This is a genomic window from Haloferax namakaokahaiae (assembly GCF_042663225.1).
Taxonomy (GTDB): domain Archaea; phylum Halobacteriota; class Halobacteria; order Halobacteriales; family Haloferacaceae; genus Haloferax; species Haloferax namakaokahaiae.
Genome location: NZ_JBHTAA010000005.1, coordinates 193,376 through 218,110, shown reverse-complemented (window position 1 = coordinate 218,110; position 24,735 = coordinate 193,376). Strand labels below are relative to the sequence as shown.

22 protein-coding genes are annotated in these 24,735 nt (G+C 63.0%); 6 read left to right on the top strand and 16 right to left on the bottom strand.

From position 1 onward, the window contains the following. Positions 1-6 precede the first annotated feature (6 nt). Complete coding sequence (locus ACFQJC_RS08530; RefSeq protein WP_390222899.1) at positions 7-1,173, bottom strand: Cdc6/Cdc18 family protein; 1,167 nt, start codon at positions 1,171-1,173, stop codon at positions 7-9. Between the two features lie 340 nt (positions 1,174-1,513). Here ACFQJC_RS08530 and glpA point away from each other — a divergent pair, with 340 nt between their 5' ends. From glpA to ACFQJC_RS08515, 3 genes are read left to right on the top strand one after another with little or no spacing between them, the layout of a single operon-like run. Then, positions 1,514-3,271, top strand: a complete 1,758-nt coding sequence (glpA, locus tag ACFQJC_RS08525) for an anaerobic glycerol-3-phosphate dehydrogenase subunit GlpA (protein WP_390222898.1) — start codon at positions 1,514-1,516, stop codon at positions 3,269-3,271. Continuing rightward, positions 3,258-4,526 (top strand): glycerol-3-phosphate dehydrogenase subunit GlpB, encoded by a 1,269-nt coding sequence (gene glpB / locus ACFQJC_RS08520; RefSeq protein ID WP_390222897.1) that lies wholly within the window; start codon positions 3,258-3,260, stop codon positions 4,524-4,526. Before glpA ends, glpB begins: the two co-directional genes overlap by 14 nt. Next, on the top strand, positions 4,523-5,884 hold the full coding sequence (locus ACFQJC_RS08515) for an anaerobic glycerol-3-phosphate dehydrogenase subunit C (RefSeq protein ID WP_390222896.1): 1,362 nt from the start codon (positions 4,523-4,525) through the stop codon (positions 5,882-5,884). The genes glpB and ACFQJC_RS08515 overlap by 4 nt, the downstream gene beginning before the upstream one ends. Here the strand turns inward: ACFQJC_RS08515 and glmS are convergent, their stop codons facing one another. Continuing rightward, positions 5,885-7,696, bottom strand: coding sequence for a glutamine--fructose-6-phosphate transaminase (isomerizing) (gene glmS / locus ACFQJC_RS08510; protein WP_390222895.1), 1,812 nt, complete (start codon positions 7,694-7,696; stop codon positions 5,885-5,887). Next, a complete protein-coding gene (locus ACFQJC_RS08505; RefSeq protein ID WP_390222894.1) occupies positions 7,696-8,871 on the bottom strand; it encodes a sugar phosphate nucleotidyltransferase in 1,176 nt (391 codons plus the stop codon). The genes glmS and ACFQJC_RS08505 overlap by 1 nt, the downstream gene beginning before the upstream one ends. 244 nt (positions 8,872-9,115) lie before the next feature. Between ACFQJC_RS08505 and glpK the strand changes: the two genes are divergently transcribed. From glpK to ptsH1, 3 genes are all read left to right on the top strand, one after another. Further along, positions 9,116-10,654, top strand: coding sequence for a glycerol kinase GlpK (gene glpK, locus ACFQJC_RS08500; RefSeq protein WP_390222893.1), 1,539 nt, complete (start codon positions 9,116-9,118; stop codon positions 10,652-10,654). Beyond that, positions 10,654-11,706 (top strand): DUF7973 family transport facilitator, encoded by a 1,053-nt coding sequence (locus ACFQJC_RS08495; RefSeq protein ID WP_390222892.1) that lies wholly within the window; start codon positions 10,654-10,656, stop codon positions 11,704-11,706. Before glpK ends, ACFQJC_RS08495 begins: the two co-directional genes overlap by 1 nt. A gap of 87 nt (positions 11,707-11,793) precedes the next feature. Further along, a complete protein-coding gene (gene ptsH1, locus ACFQJC_RS08490; protein WP_390222891.1) occupies positions 11,794-12,069 on the top strand; it encodes a phosphocarrier protein HPr in 276 nt (91 codons plus the stop codon). Positions 12,070-12,093: 24 nt separating this feature from the next. On the opposite strand, the gene dhaM is transcribed toward ptsH1, so the two are convergent. From dhaM to ACFQJC_RS08425, 13 genes are all read right to left on the bottom strand, one after another. After that, positions 12,094-12,480, bottom strand: coding sequence for a dihydroxyacetone kinase phosphoryl donor subunit DhaM (gene dhaM / locus ACFQJC_RS08485; protein ID WP_390222890.1), 387 nt, complete (start codon positions 12,478-12,480; stop codon positions 12,094-12,096). Then, positions 12,477-13,175, bottom strand: coding sequence for a dihydroxyacetone kinase subunit DhaL (gene dhaL / locus ACFQJC_RS08480; RefSeq protein WP_390222889.1), 699 nt, complete (start codon positions 13,173-13,175; stop codon positions 12,477-12,479). The genes dhaM and dhaL overlap by 4 nt, the downstream gene beginning before the upstream one ends. A gap of 74 nt (positions 13,176-13,249) precedes the next feature. Next, complete coding sequence (dhaK, locus tag ACFQJC_RS08475) at positions 13,250-14,248, bottom strand: dihydroxyacetone kinase subunit DhaK (RefSeq protein ID WP_390222888.1); 999 nt, start codon at positions 14,246-14,248, stop codon at positions 13,250-13,252. A gap of 222 nt (positions 14,249-14,470) precedes the next feature. Continuing rightward, a complete protein-coding gene (ileS, locus tag ACFQJC_RS08470) occupies positions 14,471-17,602 on the bottom strand; it encodes an isoleucine--tRNA ligase (RefSeq protein WP_390222887.1) in 3,132 nt (1,043 codons plus the stop codon). Between the two features lie 396 nt (positions 17,603-17,998). After that, positions 17,999-18,601, bottom strand: a complete 603-nt coding sequence (locus ACFQJC_RS08465) for a hypothetical protein (protein WP_390222886.1) — start codon at positions 18,599-18,601, stop codon at positions 17,999-18,001. A 60-nt stretch (positions 18,602-18,661) separates the two neighbouring features. Next, the gene (locus tag ACFQJC_RS08460) at positions 18,662-18,967 is read right to left on the bottom strand and encodes a DUF8036 family membrane protein (protein WP_390222885.1); all 306 of its coding nucleotides are present in this window, start codon (positions 18,965-18,967) and stop codon (positions 18,662-18,664) included. Positions 18,968-19,013: 46 nt separating this feature from the next. Beyond that, positions 19,014-19,292 carry an ArsR/SmtB family transcription factor gene (locus ACFQJC_RS08455; protein ID WP_390222884.1) on the bottom strand — a complete coding sequence of 93 codons (279 nt, stop codon included), beginning with the start codon at positions 19,290-19,292 and terminating at the stop codon, positions 19,014-19,016. Positions 19,293-19,394: 102 nt separating this feature from the next. Next, complete coding sequence (locus tag ACFQJC_RS08450; protein ID WP_390222883.1) at positions 19,395-20,807, bottom strand: DUF4397 domain-containing protein; 1,413 nt, start codon at positions 20,805-20,807, stop codon at positions 19,395-19,397. A gap of 199 nt (positions 20,808-21,006) precedes the next feature. Next, positions 21,007-21,459 carry a hypothetical protein gene (locus ACFQJC_RS08445; protein ID WP_390222882.1) on the bottom strand — a complete coding sequence of 151 codons (453 nt, stop codon included), beginning with the start codon at positions 21,457-21,459 and terminating at the stop codon, positions 21,007-21,009. Between the two features lie 99 nt (positions 21,460-21,558). Further along, on the bottom strand, positions 21,559-22,914 hold the full coding sequence (locus ACFQJC_RS08440) for a methyl-accepting chemotaxis protein (RefSeq protein WP_390222881.1): 1,356 nt from the start codon (positions 22,912-22,914) through the stop codon (positions 21,559-21,561). 102 nt (positions 22,915-23,016) lie between these two features. Further along, positions 23,017-23,505, bottom strand: coding sequence for an acyl-CoA thioesterase (locus ACFQJC_RS08435; RefSeq protein ID WP_390222880.1), 489 nt, complete (start codon positions 23,503-23,505; stop codon positions 23,017-23,019). Between the two features lie 45 nt (positions 23,506-23,550). After that, positions 23,551-23,994, bottom strand: coding sequence for a bifunctional nuclease family protein (locus ACFQJC_RS08430; protein ID WP_390222879.1), 444 nt, complete (start codon positions 23,992-23,994; stop codon positions 23,551-23,553). 111 nt (positions 23,995-24,105) lie between these two features. Then, complete coding sequence (locus ACFQJC_RS08425) at positions 24,106-24,732, bottom strand: ArsR/SmtB family transcription factor (RefSeq protein ID WP_390222878.1); 627 nt, start codon at positions 24,730-24,732, stop codon at positions 24,106-24,108. Positions 24,733-24,735: the final 3 nt, after the last annotated feature.

Here is a 24,735-nt window from a genome sequence, read left to right as displayed (position 1 = left end):
AAAGAGTCAGCGGTCGGCGTCGAACAGGTGCCGAAAGACGAGCGTCGGGAAGTTGGGAACCGGGCGTGTCGCCGGCCGACCCGGTCCATCGACCGAGTCCTCGTCGGCGACACGGCGAACGACGCCAATATCCGAGAGTTCGTAGAGGACGCGCTTGATGGTCGCCGTCGAGAGGTCTACAGAGGGAGCATGGGCGAGGGCGGCCGTCGCGGCCGTGACTGACTCGCGCTCATCTTCCGTGAAGCGGACGAACTCTCGAAGGACGCGCTGGCGAGTCTCCGGGAGCGCGAGCACGCGGCCGAGCGAGCAGGAGTCTTCGGGGACCGCATCGATACCGGCGGCGACGTGCGAGGCGTCGATGAGTTCGGCGTCGTCGTCCGCCGCGAGCGTGGCCGCGCCGTAGAGTGCCGACAGGGCGTCGTGCGCATCGCCTTCCGCCCACGACGCTATCTCGGTGGTCGATTCGTGCGCGAGGGCGCTGCGCGCGATGCCATCCGAAGCTCGTTCGACGAGAATATCGACCAGCGTGTGTCGGTCGTAGGCGGGAACTGCAATCGTCTCGACCGACGAATCGACGACAGACGGCGGGTCGCGGCCGACCGCGAGGACCGACAGGTGCGGCGTGACCGACGCGAGCATGTCGATTGCCTCGTGGGCGGGGTAGGTGTCGGCCTCTGCGACGTGGTCAACGGCGACGACTGCGTGGTGGTCGTACGAGAGCGCCTCGGTCAGCCGTTCACGGAGGTCTTCGACGCCGATTCCCTGCGACGGAACGTCGAGTTCGGTGAGCGAGTCGAGGGTGTCGTGGAGGAGTCCGAACGGCGTGGACGCCGCGCGCGCATCGACGTAACAGAAGGAAGTCGTCGGCCGACCCGAAGTCCGCGTCGTCGTGTGAATCGCGCCGCGGGGAGACGGACCGGCGCGCGAGAGTTGTTCGAACAGCGCCGTGACGACGGCCGACTTTCCCGCGCCTTTCGGACCGTGGACGTAGCCGTGCGGCGGAATGTTTCCGTCGAACACAGGGTCGAAGTGGTCCAACAGCCGCTCCAGCGTTTGGCCGCGGCCGATGGGTTCCGAGAGGTGTGCGGTCGGGTTCAACACGGCCAAGTCGTTGACGATTCGGCGGTGTGTGCGCCCGTTTCGTCGCCGGTCGATTCTGTCTTCGAGTCGCATAGCCGGGGTGTTCGTGAACTGGTACCAAGTGCAGTCGTAAAAATAGCCCTGCTCTCGATATTGTGCAGTGTTGGCACACCTACTCGCGTGAGTCTCGCGTGTACTTCGCGCTCATTGGTCCGAGTTCTGGCTCGAAGACGAAGTACCAATAACTAATTGAATCGATTATGTTGATTTCTTTCTTTGATATTCTTCACGGAGAGAATACAGTAGCGACCGTCTCTCTCCGGGGTACGCGAGCGACCGGCGTGTGCGGATGCATCGAAATACTGAGAAATCGGCCAGCTTCGAACAGTGCAGGTAAAATAAAGTGCTCACGGTCCCCACTCACGTTAGACGGATGACCAAATCGCCGAGTGTCCTCGTTATCGGCGGGGGTTCGACCGGCACGGGCATCGCACGCGACCTTGCGATGCGCGGGCTGGACGTGACTCTCGTAGAACGCGGGAATCTCACACATGGGACGACAGGGCGGATGCACGGTCTCCTCCACAGTGGTGGTCGATACGCGGTGTCCGACCAAGCGTCCGCAAGAGAGTGTATCGTAGAGAACCGAGTCCTGCGACGAATCGCAAGCCACACCATCGAGATGACCGGTGGCCTGTTCGTCCAGCGCCCGGAGGATTCGGACGAATACTTCGAGAAGAAGCTCGAAGGCTGCCGCGAGTGTGGCATCCCCGCGGAGGTGCTCTCGGCCGAGGAAGCACGCGCGATGGAACCCTACCTCGCCCACGACATCAAACGCGCCATCAAGGTGCCCGACGGCGCAATCGACCCGTTCCGCCTCTGTGTTGCGAACGCCGCGAGCGCGGTCGAACACGGCGCGCGCGTCGAGACGCACTCCGAAGTGTCGGACGTGCTCATCGAAGACGGCGAAGTCGTCGGCGTCGAAGTCACCCACAAGTCCGGAAGCGGGCCGTACGTCCACGGCAGCCCCGGCGAGACAGAGGAAATCTACGCCGATTACGTCGTCAACGCGACGGGCGCGTGGGCCGGCCAAATCGGCGACCTCGCCGGCGTCGAAGTCGAAGTCCGCCCCTCGAAAGGCGTCATGACTATCATGAACACCCGGCAGGTCGATACGGTCATCAATCGCTGTCGGCCGAAGGGAGACGCCGACATCATCGTCCCGCACGAGACGACGTGTATCCTCGGCACGACCGACGAAGAGGTCGAAGACCCAGACGACTACCCCGAAGAGGGGTGGGAAGTCGATTTGATGATAGACACGCTGTCGGAACTCGTCCCGATGCTGAAAGAGGCGCGGACGATTCGCTCGTTCTGGGGCGTTCGTCCCCTCTACGAACCGCCGGGAACCGGCACCGAGGACCCGACGGACATCACCCGCGAGTTCTTCCTCTTGGACCACGACAAGCGCGACGGCCTGCCGGGGATGACCAGTATCGTCGGCGGCAAGCTCACGACCTACCGGATGATGGCCGAGAAGATATCGGACCACGTCTGCGACAAACTCGGCGTCGAAGCCGAGTGTCGCACTGCCGAGGTGCCGCTCCCCGGGAGCGAGGACTTCACCGTCCTCCGCGACTACATGGACGACTTCGGTCTGCGCTCACCAATCGGTCGTCGCTCCGTCCAGCGACTCGGTTCCCGCGCCGACGAGGTGCTCACGAGCATGGACCCCAATCCCGTCATCTGCGAGTGTGAAGCGGTTACCCGCGCCGAGATTCACGACTCGCTCAAGACCGCGGGGACGGAACTCAACTCGGTTCGCATCCAGACGCGCGCCTCGATGGGCAACTGTCAGGGCGCGATTTGCTGTCACCGCATGGCCAACGAACTCGCCCCCGAGTACGACGAGACGACGATTCGCGCCGCGCTCGACGACCTGTACCAAGAGCGCTGGAAGGGCGAACGCCACGGCATGTGGGGCGAGCAACTCTCGCAGGCCGCGCTCAAGCACATGCTCCACGCGACGACGATGAACCGCGACAACGACCCCGCGACCGCGGAGACGCCGGTCGATTTCACCGCCTTCGACGGCGGCGTCGGCGCTGGCGACTTCACCGGCGGAAGCGGGCGCAGAGCAGGCGGCGTTGCGGACGGCGGCGAGCCGGGAGGACACGATGGCGATAACTGACGACGTTCTGGTCATCGGTGGCGGGCTCGCCGCGTGTACCGCCGCGCTCGCGGCCGCAGAGACCGGCGCCCGCGTCCGATTGCTCGCCCACAAGAAGAGCACGCTTCGACAGGCCAGCGGCCTCATCGACGTGCTCGGCTACTCGGGGAGCGACGGCCCGTTCGCCAACCCGTTCGAGAACATCGACTCACTCCCCGCCAACCACCCGTACCACGTCACGGGCAAAGACGGCATCCGCGACGGTCTTCGCATCTTCGACGAAGCCGTCGGCACGGCGTATCAGGGCGGTCACACCGACACCAACGCGCTCGTGCTCACTTACGGCGGGACCGTGAAACCGACCGCTCGATACCCGGAGTCGGTCGCCCCCGGACTCGCCAGCGCGTCGGGCGACATGCTACTGGTCGGGTTCGACAGCATAACCGACTTCGACGCGCCCGTCGCCGCCCAGCACCTCGACGCCGCGGGCGTGCCATTTTCCGCGCGCGGCATCACGATTCCGTTCCCCGAGAAGTTCCGCGCCGACGCCAAGGTGACGCGCTTTGCGAAGGCCCTCGACCGGAACGAGTCGGTTTCGGGCGGCACCGTTCGCTCCGCGCTCGCAGACGCCGTCGCCGAAGAACTCGACGGCGAGGCGCGCGTCGGTTTCCCGGCCATGCTCGGTGACGACCACGACGAGGAAGTCCGCGACGAACTCGCCGAACGACTCGGCGTGCCGGTGTTCGAAGTCCCGACCGGACCGCCGAGTCTGCCGGGGCTGAAACTCGAAGACCGACTGTTCGACGCGCTCGACGACGCTGGCGTCCACATCTCGTCGGGGAACCCGGCGGTCGATTACGAGGCCGAAGACGGCCGCATCGAGACCGTCCTCGTAGACCAGAAGAGCCGCCTCACACCCTACGAAGCCGACCAAATCGTGCTGGCGACGGGCGGACTCGTCGGCAAAGGAATCGGCTCCGACCGCGAGTCCGTGACCGAACCCGTCTTCGGCTGCCGAATCCCGTATCCCGAAGACCGCTACCGATGGTCTGAGTCCGAAGCCTTCGGCGACCACGCGTTCGCGCGATTCGGCGTCGTCCCCGACGACGAGTTACGGCCGACCGACGAAGACGGCGAACCGCACTTCGAGAACCTACGCGCGGCGGGTGGCGTCGTCGGTGGCGCCCACGTCGCACACGAAAAATCCGCGAGTGGCGTCTCGCTGGCGACGGGTGCCGTCGCCGGCCGCCTCGCGGGCGAGGAGGCCCAGCAATGAGCGACGCAGAATCACCAACCAAGCCAACACTGACACCCGCCGCACAGACCGAGGACTTCGAACCCGTCGAAGTCTTCCCCGAGACGACCGAGATGGACCTCCGACCGGGGTCCGACAACTGTTACAAGTGCACCGCCTGCGACGTGTCCTGTCCGGTCGCCGAAGTGGACGACAAGTTCCCCGGCCCGAAGTTCCAAGGGCCGGAACAATGGCGACTCAAGCGCAAAGAGGACACCTCGGTCGATTCCTCTATCATGTCGTGTTCGAACTGCATGCGCTGTGACGACGCCTGTCCGTCGGGCGTGCCGCTCAGCCAGATGCACAACACGGCCCGCGGCGAGTACGTCGAAACAGAGATGGACAAACTCTCGCGGGAGTACATCCGCAACCGCATCCTCTCCAACTACGGGACGCTCGCGTGGTTCGGAAGCAAAGTTCCACGCCTGACGAACGCCGTCATGGGGAACTCGCTCGTCCAACAAATCAACGAGAAGGTGCTGGGAATCACGTCTGAACGCGACTTCCCCGAGTTCGCCACCCAGACGTTCCGCGAGTGGTGGGAAGAGCGAGGTGGCGCAGCCACCTCGAAAGAGCGAGCGCAGGAGGCGCGAGCAGAGCGAGGTGGCCCGCAGGTCCGCTCCGAAGACAAGCGCGTCGCCTACTTCCACGGGTGTTACTCCAACTACAACACCCCAGAAGTCGGCAAGGCGATGGTTCGCGTCTTCGAATCGTTCGGCTACGAAGTCGTCGTCCCCAAACAGCGCTGTTCGGGCACGCCGATGTTCGCCAACGGCATGCTCGACGACGCGAGACGTGCCGCCGGCATCAACGTCGAGAACTTCTCCGGCCTGCTCAACGAGGGCTACGACGTCATCGCCTCGTGTACCTCGTGTTCGATGTCGCTCAGACAGGAGTACCCCGAACTGTTCGACATCGACGGCATCGAAGACGTCTCGGAACACACCTACGAGGCGCTCGAATACCTCCGCATCCACGAGGACCTCGAAGGCGCAATCGCCGAGGCGTCCGTCTCCGATCAGGCGTTCGCCTACCACGCGCCGTGTCACGGCCGCAATCAGGGTCTCGACCGACAGGCGGTCGAACTGTTCCGCGAACTCGACGGCGTGACCATCGAAGACGTGGGCGACTCCTGTTCCGGCATCTCGGGTACCTACGGGTGGAAGTCCGAGAAGTACGACGTGTCGATGCAAATCGGCGCGGACATGTTCGACCACATGGAGCACGCCGAGGGCGACGTCGGCATGACCGAGTGTCCGACGTGTTCGATGCAGATGGCACACGGGTCGGGCTACGAGATTCGCCACCCGCTCCAGTTGTTAGAAGAAGCGCTCGTCTAGCTATTCGACGGTCACACTTTTTGCGAGATTTCGCGGTTTGTCGATTTCGCGGTTCAGATGCGCGGCCATCTCGTAGGCGATGAGTTGCAGTTGGACGTTGACGAGCAGGGGCCCGACGAGTCCGTCGGTCTCCGGCACCCGAAGCACCACGTCCGCGAATCGCTCGACTTCGAGAACGCCGTCGGTGACGACGACGACGGGAGCGCCACGTGCCTGGACTTCTTTGATGTTCCCGAGCGTCTTTCGTGCCGCCGCGTCGTCTCCAGTGACGAGTGCGAAGACGGGCGTGTTTTCGGTTACAAGCGCCAGCGGGCCGTGTTTGAGTTCACCTGCCGGGAATCCCTCGGCGTGTTCGTAGGTTATCTCTTTGAACTTCAGCGCGCCTTCGAGCGCGACTGGGGCGTTGTAGCCGCGTCCGATGAAGAAGTACGCATCCGACCCGCTGAGTTCGTCTACGAGTTCTTCGATGTCGTCGAGCGAGTTGTCGAGTACCGACTGGACGTTACCGGCGAGCCGCCACAACGACTCGACGAGCGCGCGGGTTCGTTCGCTATCGACGCCCGGCGCGACTGACTCGATGAGTAAGGAGAGCGAGACGAGTTGCGATGAGAACGTCTTCGTCGCCGCGACGCCGATTTCGGGCCCCGAGCGGATGTACATCACGTGGTCGCACTCACGGGCAGCGGTGCTCCCGACGACGTTCGTGACGGCGAGCGTCTCCGCGCCACGGCCCTTCGCGGCTCGGAGTGCGGAGAGGGTATCGGCCGTTTCTCCACTTTGGGTGACGCCGATGACGAGGCTCTCATCGACCGGTGGCGGCGCAGTCGCGTACTCGCTGGCGAGGAACGCCTGCGCTGGAATTCCGACCTCCCGGAATCGCTGTGCGCCGTAAAGTGCGGCGTGGTACGAAGTCCCGCAGGCGACGAGTTGAACGCGCACAGGGGTTTCGAGGTCGCCGATGTCTTCGACAGTCACGTCACCCGAGAGCCGGTCGAGACGGCCGCTCAAGCATTGTCTCAGCGCGGTCGGTTGCTCGTGGATCTCTTTGAGCATGAAATGCTCGTAGCCGCTCTTTCCGGTCTGTTCGGCGTCCCATTCGACAGTGTGAACCTCGGGTTCGAGAGCAGACCCGTCGCTGTCGGTGACCTGCCAGCCATCTGGGCGCAAGATGACGGACTGGCCGTCCTCGAGGTAGACGACGTTGCTGGTGTACTCTAGAAACGCCGGTACGTCACTGCCGAGGTAGTACGTGCCGTCGCCGATGCCGACGACGAGCGGCGAATCTTGGCGCGTGGCGAAAATCGCGTCTACGCCCGCGACGATGGCCGCGAGCGCGTAACTGCCGTCGAGTCTCGAGACCGCTTTACGAAAGCTTTCCTCGGCGTCGTGCCCCTCGTCAAGGTATGCGGCGATGAGGTGCGGGATGACTTCGGTGTCGGTGTCGCTGACGAACGTACAGCCTCTGGCTTCGAGTTCGTCACGGAGCGTCTGGTAGTTCTCGATGATGCCGTTGTGGACGACGGCGACGCGCCCCTCACCGTCGGTGTGCGGGTGGGCGTTTTCGTCGGTCGGCGGGCCGTGCGTACTCCAGCGAGTGTGACCGATACCGAAGACTCCCGAAATCGGCTGCGCAGAGAGGTCATCACGAAGGTTTACGAGTTCGCCTTCACGCTTCCGTACGTCGATTCCCGATGCGGTCGAGACGGCGATTCCGGCCGAGTCGTAGCCGCGGTATTCGAGTGATGAGAGACCCGACAAGAGCGTGTCAACAGTCTCCGCTCCCTGTCCGATACAGGCGATGATGCCGCACATTATCGAACGACCTCCGCCCCTTCTTCGATGACGCCACGGAGCGCGACACCGGTTGCAACCGTCGCTTCGGGACCGACGACCGTTCCCGGTTCGACGGAGACGCCACCACCGAGAGTGGCACGGTCCGCGACGACTGCACCGAGACCGACGCCCTCGTGGATGTGGTCACCGATTCGAACGTCTCCCGGGCCGCCTTCGATAGTAGTTCCCGCTCGAATCGTCGCCGCTCGCCCGGTCACACAGTCGATGAGCGTCGCGTTCGGACCGACGTGGGAGTCCTCGTCCGCGATACTGTGTTCGACGACGGCGTTACAACCAACAGTGGAGTTTCGTCCGAGCGTCGTGTACGGGCCGACCACCGCGCCCGGCGAGACGACCGAATCGGGTCCGATGACGACCGGTCCACGAACGATTGCGTCGTCGGCGACGGCGGCAGTCGGGTCGATATGAACGCGTTCGTCGCTCCGTTCTAACATCTCTGCCGTGAGCGAGAGCAAGTCCCACGGGTAGGTCGCGTCGCGCCAGAGTCCGGTGGTCCGAATCCCGCGCACGTCGCGGCCGTCGGCGATAGCCGTCGTAATCGCGTTCGGGAGCGAGTACTCGCCATCTTCGGTCGGAGTCGCTCTAATTACCTCGAAGACGTCTGGTTCGAACGCGTAGACGCCCGCGTTGAGGAGGTGATAGTGGCTCTCACCCGGCTTTTCGAGGAGTTCGACGACCGAGTCACCGTCGAGCGTCACCGCGCCGTACTGCGGTGCGACTTCGGACTCGACGATACCGAGTGTTGCAAACTGGTCACCCGCGTCGTGCGCGGAGACGACTGCGTCCATCGTCTCGGGAGCGACCAACTGGTCGCCGTTGACGACGAGGAAGGGGCCGTCGATGTCGGACTGTGCCTGGAGGACTGCGTGGCCCGAACCGAGTTGTTGCTCTTGGACGTGATACGCGAGGGGGACGCCGTCGTACTCGAAGCCGAAGTACTCCTGTACCCGGTCACGCTGGTAACCGACGACCACGTTAATTTCGGAGAAGCCAGCGTTGACGAGGCTCTCGAAGACGTGTTCGAGAAGCGGGACGTTCATCACCGGGAGCATGGGCTTTGGGCGGTACTTCGTGAGGGGTCGAAGCCGCATTCCTTCGCCCGCCGCGAGAACGACCGCGGAACTGAGAGGCATGGGCGCACATTCACGCCCCCCTACGTAAATTTTGACTGTTATATGAGTGACCACTTCGTTCACACAAAACTGAAATTCAGGTGGACGTGTGAAATAATTCTGGTAATAGAACCCATCAGAGTCCGGTACATACCATTTCTGAATAAAAGACAATCAACCTAGAGTAAAGAAACATTTATCATGTTATTTTGCACACGTATTGGTGTGGGAAACTCCCGCATAGTCACGTCCAGGGTTAGTAACAATGTCTGATGAAACATACGTCGGTGCCATCGACCAAGGTACCACAGGTACGCGGTTCATGGTGTTCGACCACGACGGCAAAGTGGTCGCCAGCGCCTACGAAAAGCACGAGCAAATATATCCCGAACCCGGATGGGTCGAACACGACGCCACCGAGATTTGGGACAAGACCAAACGGGTCATCGACGAAGCGCTCTCGGATGCGCAACTCGACGCCGACCAACTCGAAGCAATCGGAATAACGAATCAACGCGAAACGACAGTCATCTGGGACCGTGAGTCGGGACAGCCGATTCACAATGCCATCGTCTGGCAGGACCGACGAACGACCGACCGAGTCGAACAGCTCGAAGCGGACGGAAAGACCGACGAGGTCCGACAGAAGACCGGTCTCGAACCCGACGCCTACTTCTCCGCGACGAAAGCCGAGTGGCTCCTCGACAACTCTGATCCCATCAAGCTCCAGCGGTCACGTCCCGAGGACGTCCGCGAGCGCGCGAAGCAGGGCGACCTCGCGTTCGGGACCATCGACACCTGGCTCATCTACAAACTGACGGGGAACCACATCACCGACGTCACGAACGCATCGCGGACGATGCTGTTCAACATCCACGACATGGAGTGGGACAACGACCTGCTCGAGGAGTTCGACGTCCCCGGTGCGGTGCTCCCCGAGGTCCGCCCGTCGTCCGACGACGAGTACTACGGAACGACGGATGCGAGCGGCTTCCTCGGCGCTGAAATCCCAGTCGCCGGCGCGCTCGGTGACCAGCAAGCCGCCCTGTTCGGCCAGACCTGCTACGACCCGGGTGACGCGAAGAACACCTACGGAACCGGGTCGTTCATGCTGATGAACACCGGCGAAGAAGCCGTCACGTCCGAACACGGCCTGCTGACGACAGTCGGCTTCCAGCGCTCTGGCGAACCCGTCCAATACGCACTCGAAGGGGCGATTTTCATCACTGGTGCCGCAATCCAGTGGCTCGAAGACATGACGCTCATCGAGAGTGCGGCCGAGTCCGAAGAACTCGCTCGGTCCGTTGACTCGACCGACGGCGTGTACTTCGTCCCCGCGTTCACCGGTCTCGGTGCGCCGCACTGGGACCAACGCGCTCGCGGTACCATCGTCGGCATGACGCGCGGAACCCGCCGTGAACACCTTGTGCGGGCCACGCTCGAATCCATCGCCTTCCAGACGCGCGACGTCGCCGAGGCGATGGAGTCCGACAGCGGCATCGAGCTGTCGAGTCTCCGCGTCGATGGTGGTGCAGTCAAGAACAACTTCCTCTGTCAACTCCAGTCGAACATCCTCGGCACCGACATCGTCCGCCCAGAGGTTGACGAGACGACCGCACTGGGGTCGGCCTACGCGGCCGGTCTCGCGGTCGGCTACTGGGAGACGCTCGACGAACTCCGAGACAACTGGCAAGTAGACAGAGAGTTCAAACCCAAAGACCCACAGAACGTCGAACAGCGTTACGGTCGGTGGAAAGACGCTGTCGAACGCTCGCTCGACTGGGCCCGAGACGGAGCAGAATAATGCCACTGAGCGACCTCTGGGCCCTCGAACTGCTCATTGCTGCGTTCGCAGGTGGTGCGTTCGCAGCGGCAATCGGTGCCCTTCCGGCATTCATCTTCACGGGGTTCATGGTTATCGCGGGCGAAGTTGCCGCCTACGTCGATAGCGAGGCCGGGGCGATTACCGGCGCGGTCGCATTCGGAGCGCCATTTTCGCCAGCTATCAGCTTCGCTGGCGGTGCAGCAGCAGCAGCGTACGCCGCGAAACGCGGCTACATCGATTCAGGGTTCGACTATTCGAAAGCAAAAGACATCACCTTCGCACTCGGGTCTCGACCCGACGTGCTCGCAGTGGGTGGTGCATTCGGTATCATCGGCTACTGGCTGACGATACTCTCATCGACGTTCGCCCTCCCGTGGGACGCTATCGCCATGGGTGTGACGCTCTCGGCGTTGCTCCACCGCGTCGTCTTCGGTTACCCGGTCATCGGGAAAGTCCGCGGGTCTGGAGTCTTCGACATGTCGCCGTTCGAGCGCGGCGAGACACGAGGGTCGCAAGCGGCCAGTGGTGGCACTGCCGCAACCGATGGCGGTGCGATGATGGCAGACGACGCCAATCGACTGAGCGTCGAACCGTGGCTCCCCCACATGTACAGGTGGAGTCACGTGGCATCCATCGGTGTCGTCGTCGGCCTTCTCGGTGCGTACATCGCGCTCTCGACCGGGAGCACGTTCCTCGCGTTCGGTATCTCGGCCGCGTCGTTGTTCTTCTTGAACCTCGGCGTCGAGCGCCTTCCCGTGACGCACCACATGGCACTGCCCGGGTCGGCGGCGGCGATGGCGTGGACTGCCGGTGCGGCGGAACTCGGTATCGTCGCGCTCATCCTCGGTGGTATCTTCGGACTCATCGGAGCGCTGTTCGGAGAGGGGTTCCAGCGTATCTTCTACGCCCACGGAGACACGCACTGGGACCCGCCGGCGGCCGCTATCGTCTTCACGTCGTTCCTGATTGCGGTGCTCGCAATCATCGGCGTCTTCCCCAGCGCGTCGTACGTTCCGACGTTCGGGTTCTAACCCCGCGTCGCGGACGTTCGAATTCGCATTTTTTTCACGATGTTCGCTAACCGTCAGCGATAACGCTCCGGAGTCGATAGTCACTGTATGGAACGTATCGTCACCGTCGTCCCGGAAGACGGTCTGCACGCACGCCCCGCATCGAAATTCGTCGAGACGGCCAACTCGTTCGACGCAGAAATCAGCCTCGGCCGCGCCGACGACGGCGACCTCGTCCCCGCCGCGAGCATGCTCGCAGTCACCGGACTGGGCGTCAGCCACGGTGAGGAGGTCAAACTCGTCGCCGAGGGTGACGACGCCGAGGCCGCCCTCGACGCGCTCGAAGCGGTCCTCTCGACGCCCGAAGGCGGCGACGACGAGTAGACTAACCGCACTCGAATTCTGCGCTCAGTTCAACTTGTAGTAGTCGCGGGCGTCTTCGGCCCGCTCGACGACCGACTCTATCGTCGCTTTGGGACTCGTCGTCTCGACGGCGGCGTTGAGCGTCCCCTCCAAGATGGGTGCGTCGGCTATCGTGGCAGCGACGTCTGTCGCCATTTCGATAGCGAGTTCCGCGTTCATGACGGCGCTTCCGAGGTCCACGAGGACGACCACGCCGTCGCCGTCGTCGGCATCTTCGAGCGCTTCGAGGATTCGGTCCGGAGACGTTCCGATTCCGGTTTCGTCGCCGCCAGCGGGGACGATTCGAGCCTTGCCGCCACCCATCTCGGCGGCCACGTCGGCGATTCCCTCCGCGGCTTTCGCGCTGTGTGAGACGACGACGAGTCCGATCATTCGTCGCGCTCCACGGCGGTGGCGGCGCGGGCGTCACGCTCGACATCGCCCTCCAGATACTCCTCCGCAGTTCGGAGCAACTCTTCCATGATGAACAGCGTGCTCGTCGCACCGGGGTCCTGGTGGCCCACAGAGCGCCAGTCGAGGAAGGAAGCGCGACCCTTGAGCGCCTTGATGGGAACCGTGAACTCGACGCCTCGCTCGGCGGCATCGACGGCCTTCGCCAGCGCCGTCAGCGGCGGCAAGTCGTCCTGTTCGATGGATTTCTTGTAGGTGTGGACGGCGGGCGTGAGCGCGTCCACCATCGTCTTCGAGCCGACCTGTGCCCCGCCGCGGTCCTTGACCTTCTCCAGATACGCTTCGGCGAAGGCGACCGAGGTTTCGGCCGTGATGCCGTCTTGGAGTTCCTGACTGGAGAACATAATCGACCCGCCGTAAAGCGGTCCGGCCGCACCGCCGACGTTCGAAATCAGCGTCGTCCCGATGTTTTTCACGATTTCGTGCGGGTCCATCTCCGCGAACTCGTCGCGCTTCTCGGCTGCTTTTCCGAACCCGCGCTCCATGTTCGTCCCGTGGTCGGCGTCACCGATTTCGGAGTCGAGGTTCGTGAGGTACTTCTTCTCGTCGGCGAGTCGAGCGGCGACGTTGTCGAGCGCCGCCAGCACTGCTTCGCGTTGGGTATCCACGTCGGTCATATATTCATGTTAGTTGGGGAGAATGTAAGCACTTCTCCAGTACTCGTGACTGTCAAAAAAAGGAGGATGTCTGTCTACTCTGCGACGGTCAGCGCGGGCGTCGAAGCGGGCGCGCTGAGCAGGTCTTTGAGTTCCTCATCGACGCGGAGGACCGTCACCGAACAGCCCATCATGTCGAGCGAGGTCATGTAGTCGCCGACCCACGCGTCCCACGTCTCGACGCCGCGGTCGTCGAGCATCGACTGGAGTTTGCGGTTGACGATGTAGAGTTCCGACAGCGGCGTCCCGCCCATGCCGTTGACCATCGTCACGACCTCTTCGCCCTCTTGGAGGTCGAGGTCGTCGAACACCTGCTCGGCGAGGTGTTCGGTTATCTCGTCGGCGCTCATGAGGTCCGTGCGCTCGGTTCCGGGTTCGCCGTGGATGCCGATGCCGAGTTCGATTTCGTCGTCGCCGAGGTCGAACGTCGGTTCGCCCTTCTCGGGGGTGACACACGACGTGAGCGCCATGCCCATCGTCCCGACGTTGTCGATGACCTTCTGTGCGACGGCTTTGACGCCTTCGAGGCTCGCACCTTCGGCGGCTTTCGCACCCGCGCACTTGTGGACGAAAATCGTCCCGGCGACACCGCGACGGCCGGACGTGTAGAGGGAGTCTTCGACCGCAACGTCGTCGTTGACGACGACCGAATCGACGGTGGCACCTTCCATGTCCGCCATCTCGGCGGCCGTATCGAAGTTCATCACGTCGCCCTCGTAGTTCTTGACGACGCAGAGGACACCCTCGCCGGAGTCAACCGCCTGAATCATCTCGCTAATCTGGTCGGCCGTCGGCGAGGTGAACACCTCACCCGCGGCCGCGCCGTCCAGCATTCCCTCGCCGACGTAGCCGCCGTGCGTGGGTTCGTGGCCGGACCCGCCACCGGAGACCACCGCGACCTTGCCTGCGACCGGCGCGTCGGCGCGCACGACGACGTTCGTTCCGTCGAGACGCCGCAGTTCGGGGTGCGCCGTTACCATCCCGTCCAGCATCTCGTCAACCACTGTGCTTGGCTCGTTGATGAGTTTCTTCATGGTCTACACTGATACACGGGCGAATACGTCAAAAGTGTTAGTCAACAATCAGGCACAGAATACGCTTCATATCCTCGAAATCGAGACAGTTAGCCCAATTACAGTGTTTTCTCACTGAATGAATCCGATTCCAGACAGTAACGGCATCTAACGAATCGACGGTTAATTTAAGAAGAAATAGATGCCAAAAACTGTGAACCTAGGAGTGGGAGGTCGAACCGCCTATTCGAGCGGCGTGACCGCGATGGTCACCGAGATGCCCTCGACGTCCCACGTCTCGACCGTCTCGCCGTCTGCCGAGCCGAGTTCGAACTCGCGGGCGCGAACTTCGTCGGCGATGAGGTCGCGGTGTTCCTCGACGAATCCGGCCACGCGGTCGTCATCGACCGTGAGCGACACGTCGATTTCGGCTTCGACGTCCAGGTCGAGTTGCTTGCGCATCTCCTGGATGCGGCGGATGACGTCGCGGGAGTAGCCCTCGGACTCAATGTCGTCGGTGAGCGTCGTATCGACGTAGACGGTGCCGCCTTCGAAGTCGCCGCCGGTGACGTTCTCGGGTGGTTCGGCGTGGTAAGCGACCATCTCGTCGGTGAGTTCGTAGGTCTCGCCATCGACTTCGACGCCGGATTCGACTTCGGCGCGGGTCAGCCCTTCGACCGCACCCATGATTTGCTGGGCCTCGGCACCGAACTCCGGTCCGATGACGCTCATCTGCGGTTCCGCTGTCTCGACGAGTTCGTCGAACACCTCCACGACTTCGACCGAACGCGTGTTGACGCGCTCTGCGAGGAGGTCCGAGAGGGCCTCGACCGCCTCGGCAACGTCGTCGTCTTCGGTCTCGACCACGATGCGCGAGACGGGCCAGCGGAGCTTGCGGCCGCCCTGCTGACGGGCGTACGCCGCCGACTCCTCGACCGCGCGGAGGACCGCCATGTTGGCTTCGAGGTCCTCGTCGCGCAGGTCCTCGTCCACCGTGGGGTACGACAGCTGGTGGACCGTCGTCTCCGCGCCGTCGAGGCGCTGGTACATCTGCTCGGCCATGTACGGCGTGTAGGGCGCGATGAGTCGGATGGACTCTTTCATGACGGTTGCGAGCGTCGCGTACGCGCCGAGTTTGGAGTCCGAGTCCTCTTCGTCCCACATGCGCTCGCGGATCGCCTTCACGTAGAAGCGCGAGACGTCTTCGGTGATGAAGTCGAGCAGCGTGTTGAGCGCGGTGTGAATCTGGTAGTCGTCCCACGCTTCTGCCATCTCGGCTTTCACGGTCTGGAGACGCGAGAGCACCCACTCGTCTACGACGGTGAGCTCGCCCTCGGAGAGGTCGGCTGCTGCCGGGTCGTAGCCGTCCAGTTCCATGTAGGGCAGCGGGAACCGGAAGACGTTCCAGAAGATGTTGAGCGTCGATTGGGTGTCGGCGAGTCCGTCCCACTCGAACGAGAGGTCAACACCTTGCTGGTCGTGGCTGAGGAGGTACGCGCGAAGCGGGTCGCGGCCGGCGCGCTCGATGGCCTCCTCGGGCGTGACGATGTTCCCCACCGATTTGGACATCTTGCGGCCGTCCTTGTCGTTGGCGAAGCCGTGCATGATGACCTCCTTGTACGGAGATTCGCCCGTCGCGGCCGTGCCCATGCCGAGTTGCGACCAGAACCAGCCGCGGGTCTGGTCGTGCGCCTCGATGATGAGGTCGGCGGGCCAGAGTTCGTCGTAGTCCTCGGTCTGGCCGGGGAAGTCGAGGGTGCCCCACGTCGCCACGGACGAATCGATCCACACGTCGAACACGTCGGGGACGCGCTCGTAAGTCACGCCGTCTTCGGTGATGGTGAGCGGGTCCACCGACGGACGGTGGAGGTCCACCGAGTCGGCGTCGATATCCTGGTCCACGCGCTCGGCGAGTTCCTCGCGCGTGCCGATGACGAGCATCTCCTCCGCACCCTCGGCGTCGGGGTCCTGCGGAACCCAGATGGGCAGCGGGATGCCCCAGTAGCGCTGGCGAGAGACGTTCCAGTCGGGCGCGTCGCTCACGAAGTCGCGGAAGCGGTTGTCGCGGGCCCACTGCGGGTGCCACTCGGACTCCTCGATGTTGTCGAGCAGTTGCTCTTTCACGTCGGTGACGGTGATGAACCACTGGTCGGTGGCGAGGAAGATGATGTCCGTATCACAGCGCCAACAGTGGCCGTAGCGGTGGTCGTGCTCGCCAGCGTGGAGCAGGTGACCGCGCTCGTCGAGGTCCTCGATGACCTGCGGGTTGGCGTCGCGGACGAACGTGCCTTCGTACTTGCCACCCTGTGCGGTGAACTCGCCCTTGTCGTCCACGGGGACGAACACGTCGAGACCGAGTTCTTGCCCGCGGGCGAAGTCCTCCTGACCGTGACCGGGTGCGGAGTGGACCAGACCCGTGCGGTCGGCTTCGACGTAGTCGGCGGTGTAGACCTGCCCCGCACCCTCGAAGTCGGCGTACTCGTTCAGTACGTCGGCGAGCGGGTGGTCGTACTCCCAACCGAGCATCTCCTCGCCGGGGAGTTCGTCGAGCACTTCGAAGTCCTCGTAGCGACCCTTCTTCAGGACGCCCTCGACGCAGGGTTCGGCGACGTAGAGCACTTCGCTCTCGCCGTCTTTTTCGGCGCGGACGGCCTGATAGGTCATCTCGCCATCGACGGCGACGAAGGTGTTGGCCGGGATGGTCCACGGCGTCGTCGTCCAGATGACGAGGCTCCCCTCGCGGTCTTTCAGCGGGAACTTGACGTAGATAGATGGGGAGGTGATTTCGTCGTACTCGACTTCGTTCGCGGCGATTGCGGTCTGACAGCGCGGGCAGTAGTTGACACTGCGCTTGCCCTGTTCGACCAGCCCGTTCTCGGCGACTTTCGAGAAGGCCCACCACGCGGACTCCATGTACTCGGGCGAGAGCGTCTGGTAGGGGTTGTCCCAGTCCATCCACGTGCCGATGGACTTGAAGTCCTCGTCCATCGCCTCGCGGTTGCGGACGGCGAATTCCTTACACTTCTCGATGAACGCCTCCATGCCGAACTCCTCGATGTCGCGCTTCGAGGTGAAGCCGAGTTCCTCTTCGACTTTCACCTCGATGGGAAGCCCGTGCATGTCGTAGCCGGGGCGGTCGGTGACCTGGTGCCCCGTCATGCGCTTGTGTCGGATGACGGCGTCCTTCAGCGTCTTGTTCCACGCGGTGCCGAGGTGCATCTGACCCGACGTGTACGGCGGGCCATCGACGAAGAAGAACGACGGGTCGTCGGCGTGTTCCTCCTTCGTCGCCTCGTACGCGTCGTGCTCCTCCCAGTATTCGCCGACGACGGACTCGATGTCCGCCGGCGTGTACTGGTCTGGGATGTCTTCCATACCCCGTCCTTCTCGCGGATATATATCAAAACGGCGGGTCTCGTCCGCGGCGTTCGACGGGTCGTTCGGCGGGTCTTGCAGGCGTTCTTCAGACATTGGTTCGTGGCTGTCGCTGGTGCGATTCCCCGAGTGTTCGATGGGGTGTGTTCGTCGGTCGATACGCGAGTGATGTGTCGTCGGTGTGTTCCATTGACGTGCGTGTTCGGCACTCTGCGGGCGATGCGAGCGTCAGGGAGGAGTGTGAGATGCGAGGCTACTGCCCCGCAATAATCGACGACTGGCCGACGACACGGAGAAGAGACTGCCGGACCGGAGCGAACCGGGCGACAGGCGAGTGTCGTCGCATAGGAGAGGGATATGTCGGGACGTAAATAACGCTTACTCCGTCGGTGCGAGTTACGACGACGGTTGGGAGCGCTGGTTCGTCCACTCGCCGACGGAGTAGGAGCCAACCGCCTCGCCCGTCTCTCGGTCACGAACAGCGAGTGTCGCCCGCGTCGGTTCGCCACCGCGTTCGACGGTGAACTTGTGTATCGCAGTGCAGACGAGTTCGTCGGCGTCGGCGCTGTTAGCACCCTCGTCTTCGTAGGTCGTCCCCGACCGGCGTATTGGTATTTCACACCTGTTCCAGCCAGTCCACTCAACGAAGCCCGTGGCGTTGTAGAACGCCGCCTCGTCGCGTGGAATTCGGAACTCGAAGAGCAAGACGAACGAGTTTCCGTCGGCCCACAGCAGGTCGTTCGAGAACTCGCCTTGTAACGCGCGGTCGGTGAACACGTCGGCTTGGTCGGCAGGCGGTTCGGGGAACACCCACCCGCGGACGTTCGAGTCGTCCGGAAACGTCCCGTGAACGTACTGTTCGTCTGCGGGGTGGAGGTTCGCATAGCCATGTTCGCCGTGGATGTCGCCGCTGGCGACTTCGCGGGCGTCACCGAGACAGCCAGAGAGCGCGGCGAGCGAGAGTGCGGCAGTGCTGGAGAGGAGGGCACGTCGGCGCATCGATACGTCGATTCACAGCGCCAGTCTAAAACACTGTGGCCCGTCGTGGACGAGTAGCCGTCAGTCCCACGTCACCCACAACAGGACGCCGAGCGCGACGGCTTGGAGGACGTGAATTCCCATCAGGACGCGCCACGCAATCGCGGGCATCTCCGTGGCGAACCAGACAGACAGCGTCGGGTCTACGAGGTAGTAGTAGAGCGCGAAGAGGCTCTGAGCCAAGAGGAAGAAGCCGAACGTGAGTAGGCCGAGGGCGTGCTTCGAGCGGAACGTCACGTAATTTCGCCCCCAAATTCCGAGGAGGACGAGGAGGAAGACGGCGCTCACGCCGACGGAGAGTCGGGCGATATCGACCCAGATGCTCATCGCAGGGATGGGGAATCGACTGCGTTCGGTGGTGCGTACATTGGAATCACTCGGTCGTCTGTTCGATTATCTGTTCGATGGTCGCCCAGTGCGAGCGCGCCCGCTGCGACGGGATGTAGACGGACCCGTATCCGTTCCCGCTGTGCTCGACGACGCCGTTCTCTACGAGGACACCGAGGTGGTGACGAACCGTCTTGTAATCGAGACCTAACTCTTCTGCGAGTCGATTCGCGTTCCGAGGTCGGTCCGCGAGTTCGCGGAGGATTCGAATCCGGTTTTCGCCACCACGCGTCCCGGTGAGCACGTACCAAAGTACGCCCTCCATTGCACCCAGTATACACGCGAAATCGACCTAAGGGTATCGGCGAATAGACAGGTCCCGCTCGAAGAAAGCGGGGAGTGCCTGAGAGAGGCGTTCGAGTGAACGTCAGTTGTCGATGACAACCGAGAGGTCGAATTCGGCGTCCGTCGGTTCGTCGTCCGGCGTCAGGTAACCCAGCGCGATTGCGGTGTAGGCGTAGCCCGCTTCCGCCGCGAGACCGAACTCACCGACGACGTCGCCGTCGTTCGAGTCGGTGTCGCCGCGGACCTCGACGGTGTACTCGCCTGCGGGCACGTCCACCGTCGCCGTCTCACCGTAGGCGAGTCCATCGACGAGCACGTCGCCGCTCGAAGCGACGGTCACGTCCACGGCGGGCGCGTCGGGCGAGGCGTGGAACACCCGCACGCGGGCAGTCTCACCTTCGGGTTCGGAGCGGTCGTCTTCGAGTATCTGGACCATGAACGGGTTCTCGGCGTCTTCTTCGAGTTCACCGACTGCGGCCGCGGTGTAGGCTCCGGCGGCCAAGTCGAGCGACTCGTCGAAGACCACCGTCTCGGGGTCGCCGGCGGCTTGGACGGTCACCTGATAGGTTCCTTCGTCCACCATCAGGTAGTCGCTCACGGTGCCGAACGGAACGTCAGTGAGGACCGCTTCGCCATCGACGAGCACGTCCACGTTGGGGGCGTCGGGAGAGAGGTGCGCCACGCGGAGCGAGACGGCGGGTTCGACGAGTCCGCCTTCGGTGCCGGAATCGACCGTGACGATGGGGCGGAACTCCTCCATCGTGGGTTCGTCGTCGGGCGTCAGGTAGCCGGCGGCGAACACGGTGTACACGGAGTCGCCGGCGAGTTCGAGGTCGAATTCGGCGACTGCATCGCCGTCGTTCGACTCGGTGTCGCCGCGGACCTGGAGGGTGTAGGTGTCAGCGGGGACCGTCACGCTCCCGGATTGGGTGAACTCGACGCCGTCGAAGAGCACCTCGTCGCCGGCGGTGATGTCCACGGCGGGCGCGTCGGGCGAGGCGTGTACCACGCGGACGCGCGCCATGTCTTCGCCCGGAGACGAAACGTCGTCTTCGAGGACGAGCGGTTGGAACGTCTCTTCGCCTAACTCGCCGACGGCGGCGACGGTGTAGGTCGCTTCGGCGAGTTCGAGGTCGTCTTCGAAGACGGTCGTCGAGTCGTCACCTGCGGGAGTGATAGCGACCGTTCTCGTTCCGACCGGAACCGAGAGGTAATCGCTCACTGCCGAGAAGGAGACGCCGGAGAGGGCGACTTCGCCATCGACGTAGATGTCCACGTCGGGCGCGTCGGGCGCGAGGTGCGCCACGCGAACCATCGCCATCTCGGACTCGGGCGTCGGCGTCTCTGTGGTCGGCGTCTCGGTCATCGAGTCGGTTGGCGTCTCTGTCTCGGTCTGGTCACCGCCAGCGGTACCACCCATGCAGCCTGCGAGCCCACCGATGACGGTGAGACCGCCGACTGCGCGGAGTACATCGCGGCGCTTTGTGTCGGTCATCGCAAGCAATAGGTGTGATTTTGACTACATGTCTGTTTTCCCAAATTCAACCAAAATCGGGCCATAAGATGGCCCAATATGAACAATTAATCCAATATAACCATACAATCTTGTCTTATTTACATTCATCGATGCCTGACTATTCGACGTCAGACGGTGGAAAGACCGGGGAGTGGGAGAGTCCGTCCCGACTTCGTTCTCAGAAGTCGGGCAGGTCGTCGGGCGCTTCGTACTCCGACTCCCAGTCGATGTAGTCGTCTTTGAGCACGTCGCACGCGACTTGGCCGAGTTCGGTCAGGCCTGCGTTTATCGACGACACCTGCCCCCACGAGGTGAGTTCCGGGTGGAGTTGGCGCTCTTTCCAATCTTCGGGGATACCGGGGGCGTGATAGCCGACGCGGTTGGCGAAGTCGTCCCAGAAGAAGTCGAAGTAGGTGAGCAGGTCGAGGTCGAGGACGATTTGCCACTGCGTCTCGTCTACGGGCGTCTCTGCGGCCCACTGTTCGAACGCTTCGGCCCACGCGCCCTCGTTGAGGAACTGCTCCAACTCGGTTCGCTTGAAATCCGCGTCGGCGGCGATTTGGGCGTCGTCGTACTGGTTCGGGTCCACCGTGGGAAGCGACGGTGGCTCGGGGACGGAAACGTCGAGCATAGACGGTGATTGGGTCGCCGTCCCCGATAAGGGTTCGCCGAGCGACGAGAGTAGGGATTCACCGGGCGAGGGGGGACCGTGACTTCGCGCGCAGTTCGGTTACGAGGACTCGACGTCGAGTTCTGCTTCGACGGCCCGTACCCGACGTTGGACGGTTCTGACTTCCTCTGCCTGCGCTTCGTTCATCTCGGCCAACTCGCTGATTTCGTCGGCGACCTCCGCTAACTCGTCTACGGCCGAATCTACCATCGAGGAAACTTCGGTCGCCGACGAGGCTTGTGCGTCGGTCGCTTCCGCGACTTGCTCGACGCCCATCGCCGAGTCCGCCGCGGCCGAGAGAATCGTCTCTTGGTTCTCATCGACGACGCGCAGTCGCTCGATTGCGTCTTCGATGTGGTCGGTCGTCGTCTCCACGCCGTCGGCCGTCGCTTCGGTCACCGTCGCCATGTCATCGACCACCTGCTCGATGGCCTGTACCTCCTCGCCCGTCTGTTCCGCGAGTTGCTTGATTTCGTTGGCGACGACGGCGAACCCGGACCCCGCCTCCCCGCTCCGTGCGGCCTCGATGTTCGCGTTGAGCGCGAGCAGGTTGATCTTCTTGGCTATGTCGTCGATGACTTCGGTCACCTCCTCCACGTCGGCGAACTGCGACCGCAGGGCATCGACGTTCTCGTCGAGCGCCTCGCCGGAGTCGGACACGTCGCGCATCTGGTCGAACGTCTCGGCCACGTCTTCTCTCGACTCTGTCGCCAACCGTTCCATCCGGTTGCTCTTCTGGCGTATCTCGTCCGCACTGGAGGCGACTTCTTCGATAGTCGCGCTCAGGTTCGTCATCTCTTCGCGGACCTCGGAGAGTTGGGACACCTGCTGGGTCGTCGTCTCGTTGATGAACTGACTCCCCTCTGCGACGTGCGTGGACGATTCGAGGAGTGAGGAGACGGACGACTCGATTTCAGTCGTAATCTGTTCTTGAGCGCGTTCGACCTGCCGACGCTGGTTCACGAGGTCGGTCACGCGCGAGACGTACTCGAACGCGCCGACGACGGTGCCGTCCGGGGCACGAAGCGGTTGGCCCGCCGCGCGGATACTCCACTCCGAACCGCTGTCCTGACGCGAATGTCGAATCGTATCCTCGCGGATCGTCTTTCCAGTGCGGACGATTTCTTCGGCGAGCGTCTCCTCGACGTCTTTCGTCCCGATAACGTCGCTGGCGAGACGGCCAATCGCCTCCTCTGGCTGGATGCCCGCGATATCTTCGTGTTTTTCGTTCCAGTGGACGATACGACCCGCGTCGTCGATGGTCAACACGGGTTCGGGGAACGACTCGACGAGGTCTTCGAACAGGTGTTTCCAGAAATCCCGCTCGTCTCGCAACCGTTCGACTTCGTCTGCCTCTTCGGGCGGGTCGTAGAACGTGGGATGGACCACCCCCGAGTGGTGTTCAGGTGATGACATGCTAGTGTGGAATGCGAACGATTATCAATCATAAATCCACGCCCGCACCTATCGACATTGATAATCGAGGAGAGGGGTCAATAAAAAAGAGAGCTCCGGGCGTTAGAGACCGTCCATCCGGTCGATGACCGACTCTAACTGTTCGGTTCGGCCTTCGACGGCTTCCTGTCTGAGTGCTTCTTCTTCCGGGGTCTCACAGGTGAGGTTTGGAACGGGAGTCGGGTGGCCGTCCTCGTCGAGCGCGACGAACGTCAGAAACGAGGTCGTCGTCATGCGGCGCTCGTCGGTCTTCGGGTTCTCCGCGTGCACGTCCACTTTCACGTCGATGCTCGTTCTGCCCACGTTGAACACGTAGGCTTCCATGACCGCGACTTCGCCGAGGTCGATGGCGCTGATGAAATCGACGTGGTCCATCGAGGCGGTGACACACTGGCGGTTCGAAAATCGCATTGCCGCGATAGCCCCGCAGATGTCCATCCAGTGGAGCACTGCCCCCCCGAGCGCCCGCCCGAGGTTGTTGGTGTCGTTCGGCAACACGAGTTCGGTCATCTCGGTCTTCGACTGCGCGAGTGTGGCAGTTGCTTCGCTCATGGCGTGGACCTCGCACCGGAGCGGCTTGAAAAGCGGGGAGAGAGATTACTGGTCGAAATCGATATCGAACGTCGTCGGCGAGCGTCCGGCCGCGTCGAGAATTTCGTCTGAGATGAGAATCGGGCAATCCACACGGACCGCGAGCGCAATCGCGTCACTCGGCCGTGCGTCGAAGGTGAAGACGAAGGCTTCGCCGTTCGAGTAGCGCTCCGCATCGACCTTCGCAAAGAACGTTCCCCCGGAGAGGTCGTCGATGCGAATGCTGTCGATTGCGCCGCCGAACTCCGTCACCATCTCGACGAGCAAGTCGTGTGTCAGCGGGCGCTCGAACTGCTCACCGGTCAAACCCAACTGGATGGCCTGCGCTTGGTCCGTCGTGATGACGATGGGCAAATACTCCTCCCGAGCTTCGAGAATAACGGCAGGGACGTTCGAACCGTCGTCCCCGACGCCGATTCCGATACCACGGACCTCGGCACGGTGTTGCATGGTAGTAATTAGTCAGCGATAGTACGAATAATTACCTCAGCGAAACCCCCCGTCAGCGGAAGATATCACGTGAAAAAAGAGCCTCAAAAACGAAAGTATATCAAAATAATATCAATTTTTTCGTTGCCGGTACAGCACGAACAGGGCGAGCGCGACGAGGATGACCAACCCGCCCGCGAAGAACGCCACGCCCGGTGGAATGCCCTGTGCGACCGTCGGCGCGGCCTCTACGGTTGCGGTCGCGGCTTCCTCGGCACCGCCTGCGGCGGCATCTGACGCGAAGTTCACGCCCTGCTGTCCGCGGGTCGCAAGCCACTGGACGAGCGCCGAGAGGAGACCGAGGACGGCGACTGCGCCGAGTAGACTCGACAGCGCGCTCGCCAAGCCAGTTCGCGTCTCTTCGGTGGCGGCGACCACGACCAGCGGACGGTCCGCGGGCGCATACACTTTCATCTCGCGGCCCTTCTCGGAGTAGACCGTATCGACCACTTCGATGAGTCCGGCCTCGTCGAGCTTTTTCAGGTGGTACTGGACGTTCTGGAGGGAGGTCTCGACGCGCTCGGCGAGGTCGGCGGCGTTCGTCGGTTCGGCGTGGAGCGCAGAGAGGACACGTCGTGCGGTCTGCGAGGAGAGCGCGGCCAGCAGGTCGGTCGCTTCGTCGTCGTCGAGACCGATGACTCGGGGCGAAGGCTCGTCTGCGGAGGAGGTGTCGGGGGCGGAGGGCAGCAAACCGGCCATACG

Bases quoted from the DNA above. Each gene is read 5' to 3' on its own strand.
- ACFQJC_RS08445 (WP_390222882.1), bottom strand. From the start codon at position 21,459: ATGCTCGACGTTTCCGTCCCCGAGCCACCGTCGCTTCCCACGGTGGAC.
- ACFQJC_RS08425 (WP_390222878.1), bottom strand. From the start codon at position 24,732: ATGGCCGGTTTGCTGCCCTCCGCCCCCGACACCTCCTCCGCAGACGAG.
- ACFQJC_RS08450 (WP_390222883.1), bottom strand. From the start codon at position 20,807: ATGACCGACACAAAGCGCCGCGATGTACTCCGCGCAGTCGGCGGTCTC.
- ACFQJC_RS08430 (WP_390222879.1), bottom strand. From the start codon at position 23,994: ATGCAACACCGTGCCGAGGTCCGTGGTATCGGAATCGGCGTCGGGGAC.
- glpB (WP_390222897.1), top strand. From the start codon at position 3,258: ATGGCGATAACTGACGACGTTCTGGTCATCGGTGGCGGGCTCGCCGCG.
- ileS (WP_390222887.1), bottom strand. From the start codon at position 17,602: ATGGAAGACATCCCAGACCAGTACACGCCGGCGGACATCGAGTCCGTC.
- ACFQJC_RS08515 (WP_390222896.1), top strand. From the start codon at position 4,523: ATGAGCGACGCAGAATCACCAACCAAGCCAACACTGACACCCGCCGCA.
- dhaK (WP_390222888.1), bottom strand. From the start codon at position 14,248: ATGAAGAAACTCATCAACGAGCCAAGCACAGTGGTTGACGAGATGCTG.
- ACFQJC_RS08465 (WP_390222886.1), bottom strand. From the start codon at position 18,601: ATGCGCCGACGTGCCCTCCTCTCCAGCACTGCCGCACTCTCGCTCGCC.
- ACFQJC_RS08505 (WP_390222894.1), bottom strand. From the start codon at position 8,871: ATGCCTCTCAGTTCCGCGGTCGTTCTCGCGGCGGGCGAAGGAATGCGG.
- dhaL (WP_390222889.1), bottom strand. From the start codon at position 13,175: ATGACCGACGTGGATACCCAACGCGAAGCAGTGCTGGCGGCGCTCGAC.
- ACFQJC_RS08455 (WP_390222884.1), bottom strand. From the start codon at position 19,292: ATGGAGGGCGTACTTTGGTACGTGCTCACCGGGACGCGTGGTGGCGAA.
- ACFQJC_RS08460 (WP_390222885.1), bottom strand. From the start codon at position 18,967: ATGAGCATCTGGGTCGATATCGCCCGACTCTCCGTCGGCGTGAGCGCC.
- glpK (WP_390222893.1), top strand. From the start codon at position 9,116: ATGTCTGATGAAACATACGTCGGTGCCATCGACCAAGGTACCACAGGT.
- dhaM (WP_390222890.1), bottom strand. From the start codon at position 12,480: ATGATCGGACTCGTCGTCGTCTCACACAGCGCGAAAGCCGCGGAGGGA.
- glmS (WP_390222895.1), bottom strand. From the start codon at position 7,696: ATGTGCGGCATCATCGCCTGTATCGGACAGGGAGCGGAGACTGTTGAC.
- glpA (WP_390222898.1), top strand. From the start codon at position 1,514: ATGACCAAATCGCCGAGTGTCCTCGTTATCGGCGGGGGTTCGACCGGC.
- ACFQJC_RS08440 (WP_390222881.1), bottom strand. From the start codon at position 22,914: ATGTCATCACCTGAACACCACTCGGGGGTGGTCCATCCCACGTTCTAC.
- ptsH1 (WP_390222891.1), top strand. From the start codon at position 11,794: ATGGAACGTATCGTCACCGTCGTCCCGGAAGACGGTCTGCACGCACGC.
- ACFQJC_RS08495 (WP_390222892.1), top strand. From the start codon at position 10,654: ATGCCACTGAGCGACCTCTGGGCCCTCGAACTGCTCATTGCTGCGTTC.
- ACFQJC_RS08435 (WP_390222880.1), bottom strand. From the start codon at position 23,505: ATGAGCGAAGCAACTGCCACACTCGCGCAGTCGAAGACCGAGATGACC.
- ACFQJC_RS08530 (WP_390222899.1), bottom strand. From the start codon at position 1,173: ATGCGACTCGAAGACAGAATCGACCGGCGACGAAACGGGCGCACACAC.